We start from the raw sequence: 17,335 nt of genomic DNA, 5'->3' as shown, positions 1-17,335 counted from the left end.
TGAGCCATATGAATTTCCAACTGACGGAAGAACATGACATGATGCGCAAAATGATTCGGGACTTTGCAGAGAATCAAGTAGCTCCGACAGCAGCCGAGCGCGATGAAGAAGAGTGCTTTGATCGTTCCATTTTTGAGCAAATGGCTGAGCTTGGACTGACAGGCATTCCTTGGCCAGAACAATACGGCGGAGCAGGTGCAGACTACCTGAGCTACGTCATTGCAGTGGAAGAACTCTCCCGTGTCGATGCCTCCATCGGTGTAACACTATCCGCTCATGTTTCCTTGGCGAGCTGGCCGATTTATAAATTTGGGACAGAGGAGCAAAAGCAAAAGTTTTTGCGTCCATTAGCAGAAGGCAAGAAGATGGGAGCGTACTGTTTGACCGAGGCGGGATCTGGCTCTGATTCTGCTGGAATGCGCACGACAGCCGTACGCGATGGCGATCACTACATTTTAAATGGCACCAAAATTTTCATTACCAATGCAGGCGAGGCTGAAATCTACATCGTATTTGCGGTCACTCAACCAGAGCTGAAGCACAAAGGCATCACGGCTTTTATCGTTGAAAAAGGCATGGATGGCTTCACGATGGGGAAAAAGGAGAAAAAGCTGGGTATCCGTTCCTCGCCAACACTTGCGGTCAATTTTGAAGATGTGCGCGTGCCGGTAGAAAATAGACTGGGCGAAGAAGGCCAAGGCTTCAAGATCGCAATGATGACATTGGACGGTGGAAGAAACGGTATCGCTGCTCAAGCATTGGGAATTGCACAAGGTGCGTACGAGCATGCACGGAATTATGCCAAAGAACGCAATCAGTTCGGCAAACCAATCGCTTCCTTGCAGGCAATCCAGTTCAAGCTGGCAGACATGGCAACCAAGATCGAGGCATCCCGTTTGCTCACTTACCAAGCAGCATGGCTGGAGGATCAAGGTCTACCATATGGCAAAGCATCTGCGATGTCCAAAGTATTTGCAGGAGATACCGCAATGGAAGTGACAACCGAGGCTGTTCAAGTTTTCGGGGGTTACGGCTACACGCGGGAGTATCCTGTGGAGCGCTTCATGCGCGATGCCAAAATTACACAAATCTATGAAGGCACAAATGAAATCCAACGTGTCGTGATCAGTAATTTCCTGCTAAAAGAGTAGGAAGCTGTCTCGTCTTCCAACACGATTACACACATAGAAAAGAAAAGTTTGGCTTTGAGCTCTTACTCGCGTATAATGATCTGCGATGATACAAAAGTAGAGTGTTTGCGCCTTCTTTTCTATGAGGCGTCTGACCAAACGCTCAGTCGGTTGGAAAGGTGGATTTGGAGTGTCTGACAAGAGAAAAACGATACCGTCCCTGGTAAAGGACCCAAAACTGATCGAGAGAAGACGAGAGCAGATTATTGAGGCTGCCGTTCATCTCTTTATTAATAAAGGATTTCATAAAACGACGACAAGGGAGATTGCCCGGGCGTCTGGATTTAGTATTGGTACGTTGTACGAGTATATCGAGTCAAAAGAAGATGTGCTCTATCTTGTTTGTGATGCCATTCATGCGGAGATGGAGACGCGCTTGCGTGAAGCGATCAACTTCAACGGAACTGGCTTGAAAACATTAAAGATAGCACTAAAAAGCCTGATCCGCGTGATGGATCAGATGAGCGACCGCGTTTTGCTTATTTATCAGGAAGCCAAATCATTGCCAAAAGAAACACTGCGCTACGTATTGGGGCGTGAAGAAGCCATTTCGCATATTTTCGTCGAAATCCTGGAAAAAGGGATTGCCGATGGTTCGCTGCGCATTGACGAAAAGAACGTCAAGCTGATGGCGGACAATATCATGGTTCTGGGCGAAATGTGGGTCTTCCGTCGCTGGGCATTGAAAAAGCACTATACCATTGAGGAGTACACAGAGAAGCAAATTGCCCTGTTGCTTCGCGAAATCAGTGTCTCCGATTAAGAAGAGAGTTTAAAAAGTCTGGGAAACATAGGGTGCCAAGCATACTTCGCGTCTACCGCGCCTTGATCTGCTTGGCCCTGTTTTTCCTCCTTTTTAAACCTATAAAAAGGAGAGTGGAACGATGGAAACGGAAGTGTATCGCCCGCAAAACAAGGTTCGCTTTGTGACCGCAGCCAGTCTGTATGATGGTCACGACGCCTCGATTAATATCATGCGCCGTATTTTACAATCGTCGGGAGTAGAGGTTATCCATCTCGGACATAACCGCTCTGTTGACGATATTGTAACAGCCGCTGTCCAGGAGGATGTGCAAGGGATTGCCATCAGTTCGTACCAAGGCGGTCATGTGGAGTATTTCAAATACGTAATTGATCTATTACGCGAGCGGGGAGCAGAGCATATCCGTGTTTTTGGTGGCGGTGGCGGTGTTATCGTTCCACGCGAGATTCGGGAATTGGAAGAGTACGGAGTCTGTAAGATTTACTCGCCAGATGACGGCAGACGATTGGGCTTGCAGGGCATGATCAACGACATGATCAGACGTAGCGACTTCCCAACCGTCAAGCAGCTGGAGGAAGAAGTAGCAGGCTTGCGCGAGCAAAACCATCAGGCGATTGCCCGGCTTATTTCTGTTGCAGAGTATGCAGTGGACCAGCCCGAATGGACAGAACCTCTCCGTGAAAGTTTAGTGGAGGCCGATTCAACCATACCGGTATTAGGGATTACTGGTACGGGTGGAGCAGGAAAAAGCTCATTAACCGATGAGCTTGTTCGTCGATTTATTCGCGTTTATCCCGAGAAGACGGTTGCGATCTTGTCTGTCGATCCATCCAAGCAAAAATCAGGTGGAGCGTTACTTGGTGACCGTATCCGCATGAATGCCAATTCGACACCGCGCGTTTACATGCGCAGTCTCGCCACTCGCAAATCAGGCATGGAGCTGTCTGCCGCATTAAAAGACGCAATTCAAGTAACGCGTTCTGCCCATTTTGATCTGATTATTGTGGAAACGAGCGGAATTGGTCAGGGGGATGCGCAGGTCACAGAAGTGTGTGACGTCTCCATGTACGTTATGACCAGTGAATTCGGGGCGCCATCTCAGCTGGAAAAGATTGATATGCTCGACTTCGCTGATGTGATCGCGATCAACAAATTTGAGCGCAAAGGCTCAGAGGACGCTCTTCGCGAGGTTCGCAAGCAATATCGACGCAATCATCAGCTTTTTGAGCTGCCGGATGAGAAGGTTCCTGTGTATGGTACGATTGCGAGTCAATTTAACGATCCGGGAACGAACGTGTTGTTTGCTGCCTTGATGCATCGAATTGTAGAAAAGACTGGCGTTGACTGGTCTGTGGAGCATTTGGATACGACCCCTGTGAAAATTCATAAAACTTCGTTGATTCCGACAGAGAGAATCAATTATTTGCAGGAAATTGCGAACACCGTTCGTCAATATCGTGTCTATACAGAAGAACAGTCAGCGATTGCACGCAAGCTGTATCAGTTGCAGGGCGCGAAGGAAACAGTTCTGGCCTCGGGAGATTCTGCGGCTGCCGAGCTGGCAGCGGTGCTCGATAAACAAATCGTTCTCTTTGAAGAAAAGCTGCATCCGGAGTGCAGACGTATCCTCGAAAATTGGCCCAAGCTCAAGGAAGCTTATCGAAAGGATCAATTCGTCACGAAAATTCGCGACAAGGAATTGGTTACCCAGCTTTTCAGCGTATCGTTGTCGGGTACACGCATTTCAAAAGTAGCCGTCCCTGATTACGAAGATTGGGGCGAAATTTTAAAGTGGTCGTTAAAAGAAAATGTCCCAGGGGAATTCCCGTATACTGCAGGAGTATTTCCGTTTAAACGGGAGGGAGAAGATCCCAAGCGACAATTTGCAGGCGAAGGTACTCCAGAGCGGACGAACAGACGCTTTCACTTCCTGTCTCAAAATGATGAAGCGAAGCGACTCAGTACCGCTTTTGATTCGGTTACGCTGTATGGTGAGGACCCAGACTACCGCCCGGATATTTACGGAAAAATCGGTACGAGTGGGGTTAGCATATGCACCCTGGATGACATGAAAAAGCTGTACGCCGGCTTTGACCTTTGTGCACCGAGCACCTCTGTGTCCATGACAATCAACGGTCCTGCGCCTATGATTTTGGCCATGTTCATGAATACGGCGATTGAGCAGCAGCTGGATGCTTTTGTCCAAAAAGAAGGGCGCCAGCCTACCGAAGACGAGGCGAAGCAAATCAGAGCGTACACGCTGTCGACTGTTCGCGGAACCGTTCAGGCAGATATTTTGAAAGAGGATCAGGGGCAAAACACGTGTATCTTCTCGACAGAATTTGCCTTGCGGATGATGGGGGATATCCAGCAGTATTTTATCGACCATAAAGTGCGGAACTACTACTCTGTGTCCATTTCCGGCTATCATATTGCAGAGGCAGGGGCGAATCCGATTACGCAGCTTGCGTTTACACTGTCTAACGGATTTACCTATGTTGAGTACTATTTGAGCCGCGGGATGAACATCGATGACTTTGCGCCGAACCTGTCCTTCTTCTTCTCCAATGGTCTTGATCCGGAATACACCGTGATTGGACGTGTGGCTCGCCGGATTTGGGCAACCGTGATGAAAAATCGTTATGGTGCCAATGAACGCAGTCAAAAGCTGAAGTACCACATCCAGACATCTGGCCGTTCCTTGCATGCGCAGGAGATGGATTTCAACGACATCAGAACGACCTTGCAGGCCTTGATTGCCATTTACGACAACTGTAATTCACTCCATACGAATGCATATGACGAAGCGATTACAACACCGACAGAGAACTCTGTGCGACGGGCGATGGCGATTCAGATGATCATCAACAAGGAAATGGGACTCGCGAAAAATGAGAACCCGCTTCAAGGGGCATTCATCATCGATGAGCTGACAGACTTGGTAGAAGAGGCAGTCATGCAAGAGTTCGAGCGGATCAGTTCTCGCGGAGGCGTGCTTGGGGCGATGGAGACTCAATACCAGCGCGGCAAAATTCAAGACGAGTCCATGTATTACGAAATGAAAAAGCATACGGGCGAGCTGCCAATTATTGGGGTAAACACGTTTATCAATCCGAATGCGTCTGAGGACGATTACGAAATTGAATTGGCTCGCGCGACCGAAGAGGAAAAAGAACAGCAAATCATAAATCTCCGTGCATTCCAGGAGCGCCACAAGGATGTGTCTGCGGCTGCACTGCGGCGCCTGCAGGAAGTGGCTATGGCGGGAGAGAACATCTTTGCCGAGCTGATGGAGACGGTAAAGGTAGCATCGCTTGGACAAATCAGTGCTGCCCTGTATGAAGTGGGCGGTCAATACCGCAGAAATATGTAAAACAAATCCCTCGGTAGCGATTGCCGAGGGATGTCTTTGGTTTGGTGTCGACAAGAATTAATCAGCCCCTGTTTGAAAGCCTTGCATTTTCGTCTAAAATAAGGAATACTGTATGATAGCCTTCTTATGTTGTACGATGTACAATCGAAGAAATCGATATCATTTATGAATGACTTATACAAGCCTGCGTCCCCCGAACAGGGCACCGGGTCAGTATTCAAATCAATCGTTTTCATATGGAAAGGACGTGCCCTGAGTGAGTCAATTGTTTGCTCATATTGATTCCGAGAAACTGAGTGAGATGGCGTTAGTTGACATTGCGTATGAAATTTTGCGTGAAACTAACCGCACTTACAACTTCCGCGAGCTGATGAATGAACTGGTTGCAGTGCGCAAGCTGACTGATGAACAACTCATGGCAATCATCGCGCAAGTATACACAGAAATTAACATTGATGGCCGTTTCGTGTGCCTCGGTGACAATGTATGGGGATTGAAGCGCTGGTACCCAACCGACACCGTGGAGGAAACCCAAGAGGGTGGCGGAACGAAGAAGAAGAAAATCGTTTTGGACGACGACTTCGACGATTACGATACCGAAGACGAGGGTGTCGAAGAATACGAGGACGACGATGTTGTCATCTTTGAGGACGAAGAGGAATTCGTCGACGAGGATTCTGAAATCGATGAAGAAGAAATCGATGGAGAGATCGACGAGGAAGAACTTGAAGAAGAAGATGATGATATGTTCGAAGAGGACGAAGAGCTGGAGGAAGAGGAAGCTGACGAAGAGCTCGACGACGAAGACGAGAAATAGGTCCTTGACTTCCGCCTAAGGGACAGATAAAATACTCCTTGGGCTTCACATGAAGAAGGATCAAATATGGGAAACTATAAAACAAAAGTGCCCCTACCCCATTTCTTTACGGGATAGGACTCGCTTTTGTTTTTCTTTTTTTTTGGAGCCGTCTTCATACGTTTTTTATGACAACATAAGGGTGAGGGAAAGAGGGGACGTTAACGATGACGAAGTATATTTTTGTGACAGGCGGGGTTGTATCCTCGTTGGGAAAAGGTATTACAGCGGCTTCTCTGGGCCGACTCTTGAAAAATAGGGGTCTTAAGGTAACCATCCAGAAGTGTGACCCATACATCAACGTTGACCCGGGAACGATGAGTCCGTATCAACACGGGGAAGTTTTCGTAACGGACGATGGTGCGGAAACAGACCTGGACTTGGGCCACTATGAGCGCTTTATCGATATCAACCTGAGCGCTAACTCCAATATGACGACTGGTAGAATTTACTCGACTGTCATCGCCAAAGAACGCCGTGGCGACTATTTGGGAGGAACCGTTCAAGTTATTCCACACATCACGAACGAAATCAAAGATCGCATTTTCCGTGCAGGTCGCGAAACCGGGGCAGATGTAGTGATTACCGAGATCGGTGGAACAGTTGGAGATATCGAGAGCTTGCCATTCCTTGAATCCATCCGCCAGATCAAAAGTGACATCGGTCGTGAAAACGTCATGTACATTCACGTAACCCTGGTACCATACATCAAGGCAGCAGGTGAAATGAAAACCAAGCCTACGCAACACAGCGTGAAAGAACTGCGCAGCTTGGGTATTCAACCAAATGTGATCGTGACACGTACCGAGCAACCGATGACGCAAGAAATGAAAGACAAGTTGGCTCTGTTCTGTGATATCGATAAAAACGCGGTAGTGGAATGTGTAGACGCTGATAGCCTTTACGATGTACCACTGCAATTGCAAGCACAAGGATTGGACGATTACGTATGCCGCCACTTGGGTCTGACTTGCCAGGATGCGGATATGACAGAGTGGAAATCGCTCGTATCGAAAATCAAAAACCTGTCGAAAACGACTACCATTGCAATTGTTGGTAAATATGTAGAATTGCACGATGCTTACTTGTCTGTAGCAGAAGCGCTGTATCATGGTGGCTATGCGAACGACTCCAAAGTAGAAATCAAATGGGTGCACGCGGAAGAAGTTACGCCGGAGAATGTTGGCGAACTGCTCGGTGATGTAAATGGTATCCTCGTACCAGGCGGCTTTGGTGATCGTGGTATCGAAGGTAAAATCATCGCTACGCGCTATGCTCGTGAAAATAAAGTGCCATTCCTCGGAATTTGCCTGGGTATGCAAATCGCTGTGATCGAATTCGCTCGCCACGTAGCGGGTATGGACGGTGCAAACAGCTCCGAGATCAACCCGAATACAGCGTATCCGGTTATTGACCTCTTGCCAGAGCAAAAAGATATCGAGGACAAGGGCGGTACCATGCGTCTGGGTCTCGGTCCAACCAAAGTGGAAGAAGGCACGCTGACTGAGGCTGCTTACGGAAGCACCCTGGTTTATGAACGTCATCGTCATCGCTATGAAGTGAACAACGAATATCGTGATCAATTGGCTCAAATGGGCTTGCGTTTTGCGGGTACAACTCCAGATGGTCGTCTGGTTGAAATCGTGGAAGTTCCAGAACATCCATGGTATGTAGCGACACAGTTCCATCCAGAGTTCACATCTCGTCCGAACCGTCCACAGCCACTGTTCCGTGATTTCGTGAAGGCTTCCTTGAACCTGAACAAATAACATAGGTCGATAAATAGAAAGACGCACCCGCGATGTATGGTCGCAGGTGCGTCTTGTGCTTTTATAAGCAGATTAATGAAACAAGGGCGATAGCCAGGCTACCCAGTAGGCGGCTGGAATGAGCAGGAATTGGGCCAAAATCGTTCCGATGAAACGTGAGATCATCAGCCACAGGTACATGTCACGAATTGATTGCTGCGTGGTTTTCCCTTGCATTGCTTTTTCAGTCAAAAGGGCAATTTGCGGGTCTACCAAAATCGTCATGAAAATCGTGGCAAAACCGTTGATTAATCCAGAAGACATCAAAACGGTTGCTTTGTAATCCGGGGCTAGCAATGTCGCGTACAACACGGACAGTACGCTGCTTGTGTAGATCGCTGTCCCCAATGCATTTAATAACAGTAATCGTTTGGGAACGCCTTTGATTCGAAACCGGGAAATGGCTTGCCAGCTAGGTATGCGGACGTGATGGTGGACACGTCGGATGGTTTCGACAGTAACTGCCGTACGAATCATTTGCGGAATCGAGCCCGCTATCTCCAAGTGCGAGATCATTCGTTTTGATATTTGAACAAAAGTGGGAAACAGTACAATAGCTGCCAAGGTTCCCAGCGAGGATGATGCAATAATCACGTGCAATTGTGTGCTAGGATCAAAGTGCTCGATTGCAGCTTGATCCATCAATCCCCCAGTGAAGGGTCCTTGAATCAGGTTGGAAGTACGGGAGAGGAGCAATACGATCCCGACCAAAGACATCGCTACAGCGATCCTGCCCGTTTGTACCCCTGCAAAACGGATTCCGTAGGTAAGTGTCTCTGTCGTATGGATAATAAATGTTAACAAGCAAATCAGCCACAGAGCATCCATAGTGAGTATCTGGCTCCTTGTGTGTAGGGGAAATAGTTTTTCCCATTATACTCGAAATGAAGCCTATGGGAAATTTTAAGTTGACGTTCAGCAAAAAACGTGAAGGAGTTTCCTGTTTTTAGGCGAACCCATAATAATTAAGAAAACGCATTCGTCAGGGGGGAATCAGAATGTTCGACAAACAAGATAAAAAGGTACTGGTTGTGGATGACCAGTATGGGATTCGCATTTTACTGTATGAGGTGCTGGGAAAAGAAGGGTACAAGACCTTTCAGGCAGCAAACGGGAAAATGGCATTGGAAATCGTGGAAAAAGAATCACCAGATTTGGTTATCCTCGACATGAAGATCCCTGGGATGGATGGTATTGAGATCTTGAAACACATCAAGAAGATCAATCAGGAAATCAAAGTCATCATGATGACAGCTTACGGAGAGCTGGACATGATCAAAGAAGCAACACAACTGGGAGCATTGACTCATTTTACAAAGCCGTTTGATATCGATGAACTACGAATGGCAGTACATCAGCAGTTAGCTTGTTAGGAACAGACTGCAAAGGTCAGGGTACAAGCGTCCCTGTTAACAAATGCTTGTCTGTGGTATAATAAGCCACATGACTGAAGTCTGCTAGAGGAGGATTTACAAAATGCCACTGGTACCTATGACCGCTTTTACCGAAGACGTCAAAAAGCATAAATACGCCGTCGGACAATTTAACCTGAACAATCTGGAGTTTACTCAAGCGATTACAGAAGCTGCGATGGAAGAAAAATCGCCTGTGATCTTTGGTGTTTCTGAGGGTGCACTGAAATATATGGGGATCGATTATACAGTAGCGATTGCAAAAGTTGCTGCTGAGCGCGCAGGAGTTCCTGTTGCTTTGCATCTTGACCATGGTAGCAATTTCGACATGGTAATGAAGTGCATTCGTGCTGGGTTCTCTTCTGTTATGTTCGATGGTTCCCATCATTCGTTTGAAGATAACCTTCGCCTGACCAAACAGGTTGTAGAGGCTGCTCACGCTGTTGGCGTATCGGTAGAAGGTGAACTCGGTACCATCGGCGGGGTGGAGGACGACTTGTCTGTTGACGAGGAAGATGCCACTCTTGCAAATCCTGAGGAAGCAATCCGCTTCTGGGAAGAAACAAAAGTAGACTACGTAGCGATTGCTGTAGGTACAGCACACGGTATGTACAAAGGAGTTCCAAAAATTCGCTACGACATTATTGAAAAAGTAGCGAGCAACATTGGAGCGCCGATCGTTCTTCACGGTGGTTCCGGCGTACCAGACGAAGCGATTATCGAATCCATCCGTTTGGGCGTAGGAAAAATCAATGTAAATACAGAAAGCCAAGTCGCATGCACGGAAACAGTTCGCAAAGTGCTGGCTGCCAAGCCGAATGAGATCGACCCACGCAAATACCTGGGCCCTGCTCGCGATGCGATCAAGGAAGTAGTCAAAGGAAAAATGCGCTTGTTCGGAAGCAGCAACCGCGCGTAACTGGGAGGATAACCATGCGTTTTTTGATTGATACAGCAAACGTTGAAGAAATCCGCGAAATTCACGAATGGGGAGTTCTGGCGGGCGTAACGACAAATCCGTCTCTGGTTGCCAAAGAAGGACGCGATTTTGTAGAGACCCTGAAAGAAATTCTCGATATTGTTGATGGTCCGATCAGTGCCGAGGTCATCAGTACAGATGCAAAAGGCATGATCGAAGAGGGAGAGAAGCTCGCTGCTCTCTCGAAAAACATCGTCATCAAGCTGCCAATGACCGCAGAAGGTTTGAAGGCAACCAAGTATTTTGCCAAACGCAAAATCAGAACAAACGTAACACTGGTGTTCTCCGCGAACCAGGCACTTTTGGCTGCGCGCGCAGGTGCGAGCTTCGTGTCTCCGTTCTTGGGACGCTTGGATGATATTGGTCAAGATGGCATGCAATTGATCGAAGATATTGCAGAAATCTTTTCAGTTCACGGTATCGACACCGAAATCATTGCGGCATCTGTGCGCCACCCTGTTCACGTAACGGAGGCAGCCCGCCGTGGTTCTCATTTCGCTACCATTCCAGCGAAAGTCTTTAAACAACTCATTGCCCATCCACTGACAGACAGTGGCTTGGAGAAATTCCTCGCTGACTGGGCAAGCATGCAAAAATAAGGACACGTGTTGAAAGTCCAAGCACCTTTTCCATTGGGGAAGGTGCTTCTTTCCCGATTACGCCTGAGGAGAGCAAAGCATGGATAAGCTGATCATCAACGGTGGAAAACCGCTCGCGGGGACGGTGACCATCAGCGGAGCAAAAAACAGCGCAGTCGCACTCATACCAGCAGCGTTGCTGGCAGATGGACCCGTTGTTATTGAGAATCTCCCCCGTATTCAGGATGTAGGTATTTATCACGAGCTCTTGCAGGAAATGGGAGCTGACGTGCTGTTCGAAGAAGATTGGATGGAAATAGACGGACGCAGTATGAGGCTGATGCTCATGCCAAATGGTCGCATCAAAAAGCTTCGTGCTTCGTACTATTTGTGGGGAGCCTTGCTCGCCAAGTTCGGTGAAGCGCAGGTTGGATTGCCAGGTGGCTGTGATTTGGGCCCGCGTCCAGTAGATTTGCATATCAAAGGTTTTGAAGCGATGGGCGCCGAAGTGGAGAACAAAAATGGCGTCATGACTATCCGTGCCCAAAATGGACGTTTGCAGGGTGCGCGAATTTATCTCGATCTGGTCAGTGTTGGTGCGACCATTAACATCATGCTGGCTGCTGCCAAAGCAGACGGTGTGACCATTATTGAAAACGCTGCCCGTGAGCCTGAAATTGTCGATGTAGCAACCTTGCTCAACAATATGGGAGCAAACATCAAAGGTGCCGGAACGGACATGATTCGCATTCAAGGCGTAGAACGATTGCGCGGATGCCGTCATACGATTATTCCCGATCGGATCGAAGCGGGGACGTACATGATTGCGGCAGCGGCTACGAACGGCAATGTGATGGTAGAGAATGTTATTCCGAAGCATTTGGAGTCTGTAACGGCCAAGCTGCGCGAAATCGGTGCGCAAGTGGTAGAGCAGGATGACAGTATTCAAGTCATCGGACATGATTCTTATCGATCAATCGATGTGAAAACGAGTCCGTATCCGGGTTTTCCAACGGATCTCCAGCAGCCGATCACGACCTTGCTGACTCTTGCCAAAGGCTCAAGCATCGTGACGGACAATATTTACAGCTCGCGTTTTCGACATGTAGATGAACTGCGCCGTATGGGAGCTTCCTTGAAGATTGAAGGAAGATCCGCTGTCATCGAAGGCGGAAGCAAACTGAATGGTGCCAAGGTGGTAGCTTCAGATTTGCGTGCGGGAGCAGCTTTGTTCATTGCCGGGTTGGCAACGAACGGCACGACAGAATTAGAAGGACTCGAACATATAGATCGTGGCTACGAAAACTTGGTGGGCAAGTTGCAAGCCTTGGGGGCCGATATTACTCGGATAGGCCTGCAGAGCATGGAAAACCACCAGCGTTAACCAATCACCAGGAGAGGAGTCTTCCAGAATGGAACGCAGTTTAACACTTGAACTGGTACGTGTGACTGAAGCCGCTGCTTTAGCTTCTGCCAGTTGGATGGGTCTCGGAAAAAAAGATGAGGCTGACGATGCGGCAACGACCGCAATGCGCAATGAATTTATGAAAGTGCCGATGGATGGCGTCGTAGTAATTGGCGAGGGCGAAATGGACGAGGCGCCAATGCTGTACATCGGTGAGCGTCTGGGCCAGGGAGTGGCTCCGGCAGTCGATGTGGCTGTAGACCCTTTAGAGGGAACAAATATCCTCGCAAAAGGCACGTGGGGAGCGATTTCGGTCATTGCTATTGCAGACCGGGGAAATTTGTTGCATGCTCCTGACATGTATATGGAGAAAATGGCAGTAGGGCCTAAAGCAGTCGGCAAGGTCGATATCAACGCACCGGTTCGCGATAACCTGAAGGCGGTAGCGCAGGCACAAGGGAAAGATATCAGCGATTTGGTCGCTATTGTACTTGACCGTGATCGTCACTCTAAGGTGATCCACGAAATTCGTGAGGCAGGCGCGCGTATTCGCCTCATCTCTGACGGAGACGTAGCCGCTGCGATTAATACCGCTTTCCCGGATACAGGTGTAGACATTTTGTTCGGTTCTGGAGGAGCGCCTGAAGGTGTTCTGGCAGCGGTTGCCTTGAAATGCCTCGGGGGAGAAATTCAGGGCAAGCTCTTGCCACAAAATGAAGACGAGATTAAACGCTGTGTCAAAATGGGATTGACGAATCCTCATCAAGTACTGTTCATGGATGATTTGGTAAAAGGTGATGACGCCATTTTTGCAGCGACAGGTGTAACGGATGGCGAGTTGCTCAAAGGGGTTCGCTTCCAGGGAACTCGTGCGACGACCAATTCCGTTGTTATGCGTGCAAAAACCGGAACGGTACGTTTCATTGAAGGGAACCACCGCTTAGAACGCAAGCCGCTGAACGGTTTGTAAGAAATAATTTTCGCATGTATTTGTTGAGCTAGGCTTTTTCAAGAGTAAATAAAGAGTGGTGGATGTATGTTACTTTCTGAACTAGAAGAAAAGAAGCTGACCGACCTCTATAAGTTGGCCAAGGAATACCATATTCCGTACTACTCCCAGCTGAAGAAGAAGGAATTGATTTTCGCGATTCTTCGGGCGCGAGCGGAGCGGGATGGTCTCATGTTTATGGAGGGGGTTCTCGAAATATTGCCGGAGGGATATGGCTTCCTCCGCCCCATTAACTATCTCCCCAGCTCAGAAGATATCTACATCTCCCAGTCGCAGATTCGCCGTTTTGATCTGCGGATGGGGGATGTGGTATCAGGAAAAGCAAGACCACCGAAGGAGAATGAACGTTATTTTGGACTCCTTCAAGTAGAGGCTGTGAACGGAGAAGACCCTGAGACAGCCGCTGAGCGTCTTCATTTCCCCGCATTGACACCGCTGTATCCTCAAACCAAGCTCGTACTGGAGACAGCCCCTGCACGTGTTTCCACTCGCCTGATGGATCTTCTCTCTCCTGTTGGACTGGGTCAGCGTGGATTGATTGTGGCTCCGCCAAAAGCGGGGAAAACCATGCTGATCAAAGAAATTGCCAACAGCATTACCGAAAGCCGCCCGGATATCCACTTGTTTGTCTTGCTCATTGATGAGCGTCCGGAAGAGGTGACGGATATGCAGCGATCTGTCAAAGGAGAGGTAGTTGCCTCGACTTTTGACGAGTTGCCTGAGAATCACATCAAAGTTGCTGAGCTTGTCTTGGAGCGTGCAAAGCGACTGGTTGAGCACAAAAAAGACGTGGTGATCCTGCTGGATTCCATTACGCGTCTCGCTCGTGCTTACAACTTGGTTATTCCTCCAAGTGGTCGAACGTTGTCCGGTGGTATTGATCCGGCAGCCTTCCATCGTCCGAAGCGCTTTTTTGGTTCAGCGCGGAATATTGAAGAGGGCGGCAGCTTGACCATTTTGGCAACTGCTTTGGTTGAGACCGGCTCTCGTATGGACGATGTGATCTACGAGGAGTTCAAAGGGACCGGAAATATGGAGCTTCACTTGGATCGCAAGCTGGCGGAGCGCAGAATTTTTCCGGCGATCGATATCCGCCGTTCGGGTACGCGCCGCGAAGAGCTTCTGCTCACCAAAGAAGAGCTGGATAAACTGTGGATGATCCGGAAGAACATGAATGAAACAAATGAGTTTGTAGACTCCTTTATTAAAAAGTTGGCAGATACAAAAACAAACGAAGAATTTTTGCAAACCCTTGAGTCTAAGCAACAGGGCAGAGGGAAGGCAGCTAGCACGACGGTGAGTTCATGATGACTCACCGTCATTTTTTTTGTGGCGTTGGCATACCGTTAGGAAGGGAGCTGGAAAAGAAGGAGGAGATGCTTCGTGGAGTACGTGCAAGTTAGCGCTCCGGTGGAGTCACAGATGGAAGCGAAAAAAGCAGTCGTGGAGCAAGCACTATTTCAAGCGTTTAATCCCTATGCCAGTCTGACTTCACCTGCACCAGCAACGAAAGGAAATTCAGTGGTGTACGCTGTTCGGCAAGGAGATACGCTATCTGGTATTGCCCAGCGCTATGGTCTTTCTTTAAAAAATTTGGTAGAGGCTAATAGCATTACGAATCCCCATCTGGTAAGTGTGGGCATGAAGCTAATCATCAAGCGTGATGAAGTCGGACATATGGTGAAACGGGGAGAAACACTCGATTACATAGCAAGGCGGTACGGTGTGAGTCGGGAATCGTTAATCGAACGAAACCCGCTGCTAAAATGGCTGTCGGACAACCTGTATGTAGGACAGGTCGTGTATGTCCCTATCTCTAAAGGCAATCCGATGTTGGGCAATGATCCGGAGCAGAAGCGAAGTGCCGTTCAAGCAGCAAGTCGGCAAGTCATCACGAGGATTCGCGGCGGTCTAAATTGGCCTGTTAGAGAAGCTACGATTACAAGCGGATTTGGAGCCCGTTGGGGAAAGACACACAAGGGTGTGGATTTGTGGAATGAACAGGAATCAAAGACCCCGATTTTGGCAGCAAGGGCAGGAGTGGTTGTGGAGGCTGGCGCCAATCGGTCAGGGTACGGGCGGATGGTCGTAATTGATCATGGAGATGGCTTGCAAACCTTTTATGCCCATATGCGTCTATTGCTGGTGTCACCAGGTCAAACCGTAGAAGCGGGTGAGATATTGGGATACATGGGGCAGACGGGTAACTCTACGGGCTATCATTTGCACTTTGAAGTGCGACAGGATGATGTGCCGATCAATCCACTTCCCTATCTTGGCAGGTAACCCTATACAATTTACATTGCTTTTTTAATGCGATACAATGGGCAAAGCAAAGAAGCGAGGCGATTTTCCCATGTATTTAGTTTACGCAGATGAAAAAGGCAATGTATACGACCACCCAGGTCTTTTTGCAGTGGCTCGTAACGGAGATATATTGACAGAAATTCTGGAAGAAGAACTGATCCCGCTCCCGGAAGGATCGACGCTGGTCAGTTTGCCGGACACCGAGCCGATCGGAATGGACCCTGACACAGGTGAAATGGTCAAGTTGGATGGCTGTACAGCAGTAGGTGCACTTGTGCCGCAAGGAATTACGAGGCTCTTGCTGCCAGGCTACGTGAAAACGAACAAGGAAAGCAAGCTGCCTTTGTTTGGCTACTCCGCAGTCGTTTGGAAGGATAACCGTTTCTGGGTAACGGGACGGGAGAGTGACGATATTTACAAATGGGACCCGTTGAACTTCCCGATGGATGAACTGCGGCAGCGAGTGGCAAAGACGTTGGAGACGTTTCCGCAAAACCGCATTTTGAACCACTTGTCCCACTGTGCGTTGGAGTACGAATGCTTGACGGCCTCCAATAACTTTTTCAACCGCTGGGAAGGCAGCTTGCCTGTTTCCTATACCTGTAATGCCGGTTGCTACGGCTGTATTTCCGAGCAACCAGATGACAGTGGATTCCCTTCTCCACAGACGCGGATGAACTTCAAGCCGACAGAGGACGAGCTGGTGGAAGTGATGCTGCACCACTTGAAGACACCGGAGAGCATCATCAGCTTCGGACAGGGTTGTGAGGGTGAGCCTTCTACGATGGCTTCCATCATTGTTCCTGCTATGCGTCGTGTACGGGAAACGACAGATATGGGCTTTATCAACATCAATACGAATGCGGGCTTGACGGATCATATCAAAGGCATTGTCGATGCAGGGCTTGATCTGATGCGCGTGAGTATTATCAGTGCGATTGACGAACACTATCATGCATACTACCGCCCGCGCAACTACACGTTGGAAAATGTAGCGCGTTCTGCTGAGTACGCCGCATCCAAGGGTGTGTATACGTCCATTAACTATTTGTGCTTCCCTGGTGTGTTTGACCGCGAAGAGGAAATGGAAGCGATGATCGAGTTCATCCGCAGAACAGGCATTAAACTGATTCAGTTGCGGAATCTGAATATCGATCCAGAGAGCTACTTGGCGATGATTCCAAAAGCGCAGGGCGAAGTATTCGGCATGAAGCAAGCCATCGAGATTTATCAGCAGGAGCTGCCAGATGTCGTAATCGGTTCGTTTACACATATTCCTCCAGATCAACTCCAGCGCAGGAAAAACATGGCGTAATCGGCCAACCAGTTGCATTTCGGCAGTGTTTCATGCTACTATCTGTTATGTGTTTATATAACTCTGTTTCGGCAAACGATTCAGGGCGGAAAGAGGTGTAGATAAGATGAAACAAGACATTCATCCTAAGTACAACGTAGTAACAGTTAGCTGCGCATGCGGTAACGAATTTGAATCCGGTTCCGTGAAACAAGCGTTGAAAGTGGAGATCTGCTCCAACTGCCATCCTTTCTTCACAGGAAAACAAAAATTCGTTGATGCAGGCGGCCGTGTAGACCGTTTCAAACGCAAATACAATCTGTCCTAATCAGAATGTATGGGAACAACCAGGTAGAGCAAT

At 48.5% G+C, this 17,335-nt stretch carries 15 protein-coding genes; 14 read left to right on the top strand and 1 reads right to left on the bottom strand.

Features of this window, described 5'->3' with window-relative positions; translation table 11 throughout:
* Positions 1-8 precede the first annotated feature (8 nt).
* From C7R91_RS07610 to pyrG, 5 genes are all read left to right on the top strand, one after another.
* A complete protein-coding gene (locus C7R91_RS07610; protein WP_047069847.1) occupies positions 9-1,151 on the top strand; it encodes an acyl-CoA dehydrogenase in 1,143 nt (380 codons plus the stop codon).
* Positions 1,152-1,320: 169 nt separating this feature from the next.
* Complete coding sequence (locus tag C7R91_RS07605; RefSeq protein ID WP_047069846.1) at positions 1,321-1,953, top strand: TetR/AcrR family transcriptional regulator; 633 nt, start codon at positions 1,321-1,323, stop codon at positions 1,951-1,953.
* Between the two features lie 121 nt (positions 1,954-2,074).
* Positions 2,075-5,326 carry a fused isobutyryl-CoA mutase/GTPase IcmF gene (gene icmF, locus C7R91_RS07600; RefSeq protein ID WP_047069845.1) on the top strand — a complete coding sequence of 1,084 codons (3,252 nt, stop codon included), beginning with the start codon at positions 2,075-2,077 and terminating at the stop codon, positions 5,324-5,326.
* 256 nt (positions 5,327-5,582) lie between these two features.
* Complete coding sequence (rpoE, locus tag C7R91_RS07595) at positions 5,583-6,143, top strand: DNA-directed RNA polymerase subunit delta (protein ID WP_047069844.1); 561 nt, start codon at positions 5,583-5,585, stop codon at positions 6,141-6,143.
* 206 nt (positions 6,144-6,349) lie between these two features.
* Positions 6,350-7,951 (top strand): CTP synthase, encoded by a 1,602-nt coding sequence (gene pyrG, locus C7R91_RS07590; RefSeq protein ID WP_047069843.1) that lies wholly within the window; start codon positions 6,350-6,352, stop codon positions 7,949-7,951.
* Positions 7,952-8,023: 72 nt separating this feature from the next.
* Here the strand turns inward: pyrG and C7R91_RS07585 are convergent, their stop codons facing one another.
* Entirely contained in the window at positions 8,024-8,818 is a 795-nt protein-coding gene (locus C7R91_RS07585; protein WP_047069842.1) for a lipid II flippase Amj family protein, read from the bottom strand.
* 170 nt (positions 8,819-8,988) lie between these two features.
* On the opposite strand from C7R91_RS07585, the gene C7R91_RS07580 reads away from it, so the two are divergent.
* The 9 genes from C7R91_RS07580 (at position 8,989) to rpmE (ending at position 17,302) form a co-directional block, all read left to right on the top strand.
* Positions 8,989-9,363, top strand: coding sequence for a response regulator (locus C7R91_RS07580; RefSeq protein WP_007725537.1), 375 nt, complete (start codon positions 8,989-8,991; stop codon positions 9,361-9,363).
* Positions 9,364-9,466: 103 nt separating this feature from the next.
* On the top strand, positions 9,467-10,321 hold the full coding sequence (gene fba, locus C7R91_RS07575) for a class II fructose-1,6-bisphosphate aldolase (RefSeq protein WP_016740164.1): 855 nt from the start codon (positions 9,467-9,469) through the stop codon (positions 10,319-10,321).
* Between the two features lie 14 nt (positions 10,322-10,335).
* Positions 10,336-10,980: a fructose-6-phosphate aldolase gene (gene fsa / locus C7R91_RS07570; protein WP_015893657.1), complete on the top strand. Its 645-nt coding sequence runs from the start codon at positions 10,336-10,338 to the stop codon at positions 10,978-10,980.
* Between the two features lie 79 nt (positions 10,981-11,059).
* On the top strand, positions 11,060-12,343 hold the full coding sequence (gene murA / locus C7R91_RS07565) for a UDP-N-acetylglucosamine 1-carboxyvinyltransferase (protein ID WP_047069841.1): 1,284 nt from the start codon (positions 11,060-11,062) through the stop codon (positions 12,341-12,343).
* Positions 12,344-12,371: 28 nt separating this feature from the next.
* A complete protein-coding gene (glpX, locus tag C7R91_RS07560) occupies positions 12,372-13,334 on the top strand; it encodes a class II fructose-bisphosphatase (RefSeq protein ID WP_047069840.1) in 963 nt (320 codons plus the stop codon).
* A gap of 66 nt (positions 13,335-13,400) precedes the next feature.
* Complete coding sequence (rho, locus tag C7R91_RS07555) at positions 13,401-14,681, top strand: transcription termination factor Rho (RefSeq protein ID WP_017252384.1); 1,281 nt, start codon at positions 13,401-13,403, stop codon at positions 14,679-14,681.
* A 75-nt stretch (positions 14,682-14,756) separates the two neighbouring features.
* Complete coding sequence (locus C7R91_RS07550; protein ID WP_047069839.1) at positions 14,757-15,659, top strand: M23 family metallopeptidase; 903 nt, start codon at positions 14,757-14,759, stop codon at positions 15,657-15,659.
* Positions 15,660-15,729: 70 nt separating this feature from the next.
* Positions 15,730-16,995 carry a radical SAM family protein gene (locus C7R91_RS07545; RefSeq protein ID WP_047069838.1) on the top strand — a complete coding sequence of 422 codons (1,266 nt, stop codon included), beginning with the start codon at positions 15,730-15,732 and terminating at the stop codon, positions 16,993-16,995.
* A 106-nt stretch (positions 16,996-17,101) separates the two neighbouring features.
* Complete coding sequence (rpmE, locus tag C7R91_RS07540) at positions 17,102-17,302, top strand: 50S ribosomal protein L31 (RefSeq protein ID WP_047069837.1); 201 nt, start codon at positions 17,102-17,104, stop codon at positions 17,300-17,302.
* The last annotated feature ends 33 nt before the right edge of the window (positions 17,303-17,335 follow it).

Source organism: Brevibacillus formosus (assembly GCF_003013405.1).
Taxonomy (GTDB): Bacteria; Bacillota; Bacilli; order Brevibacillales; family Brevibacillaceae; genus Brevibacillus; species Brevibacillus formosus.
Note: the sequence above shows the minus strand (reverse complement) of the source record. Positions and strands in the feature narration are given on the sequence as shown.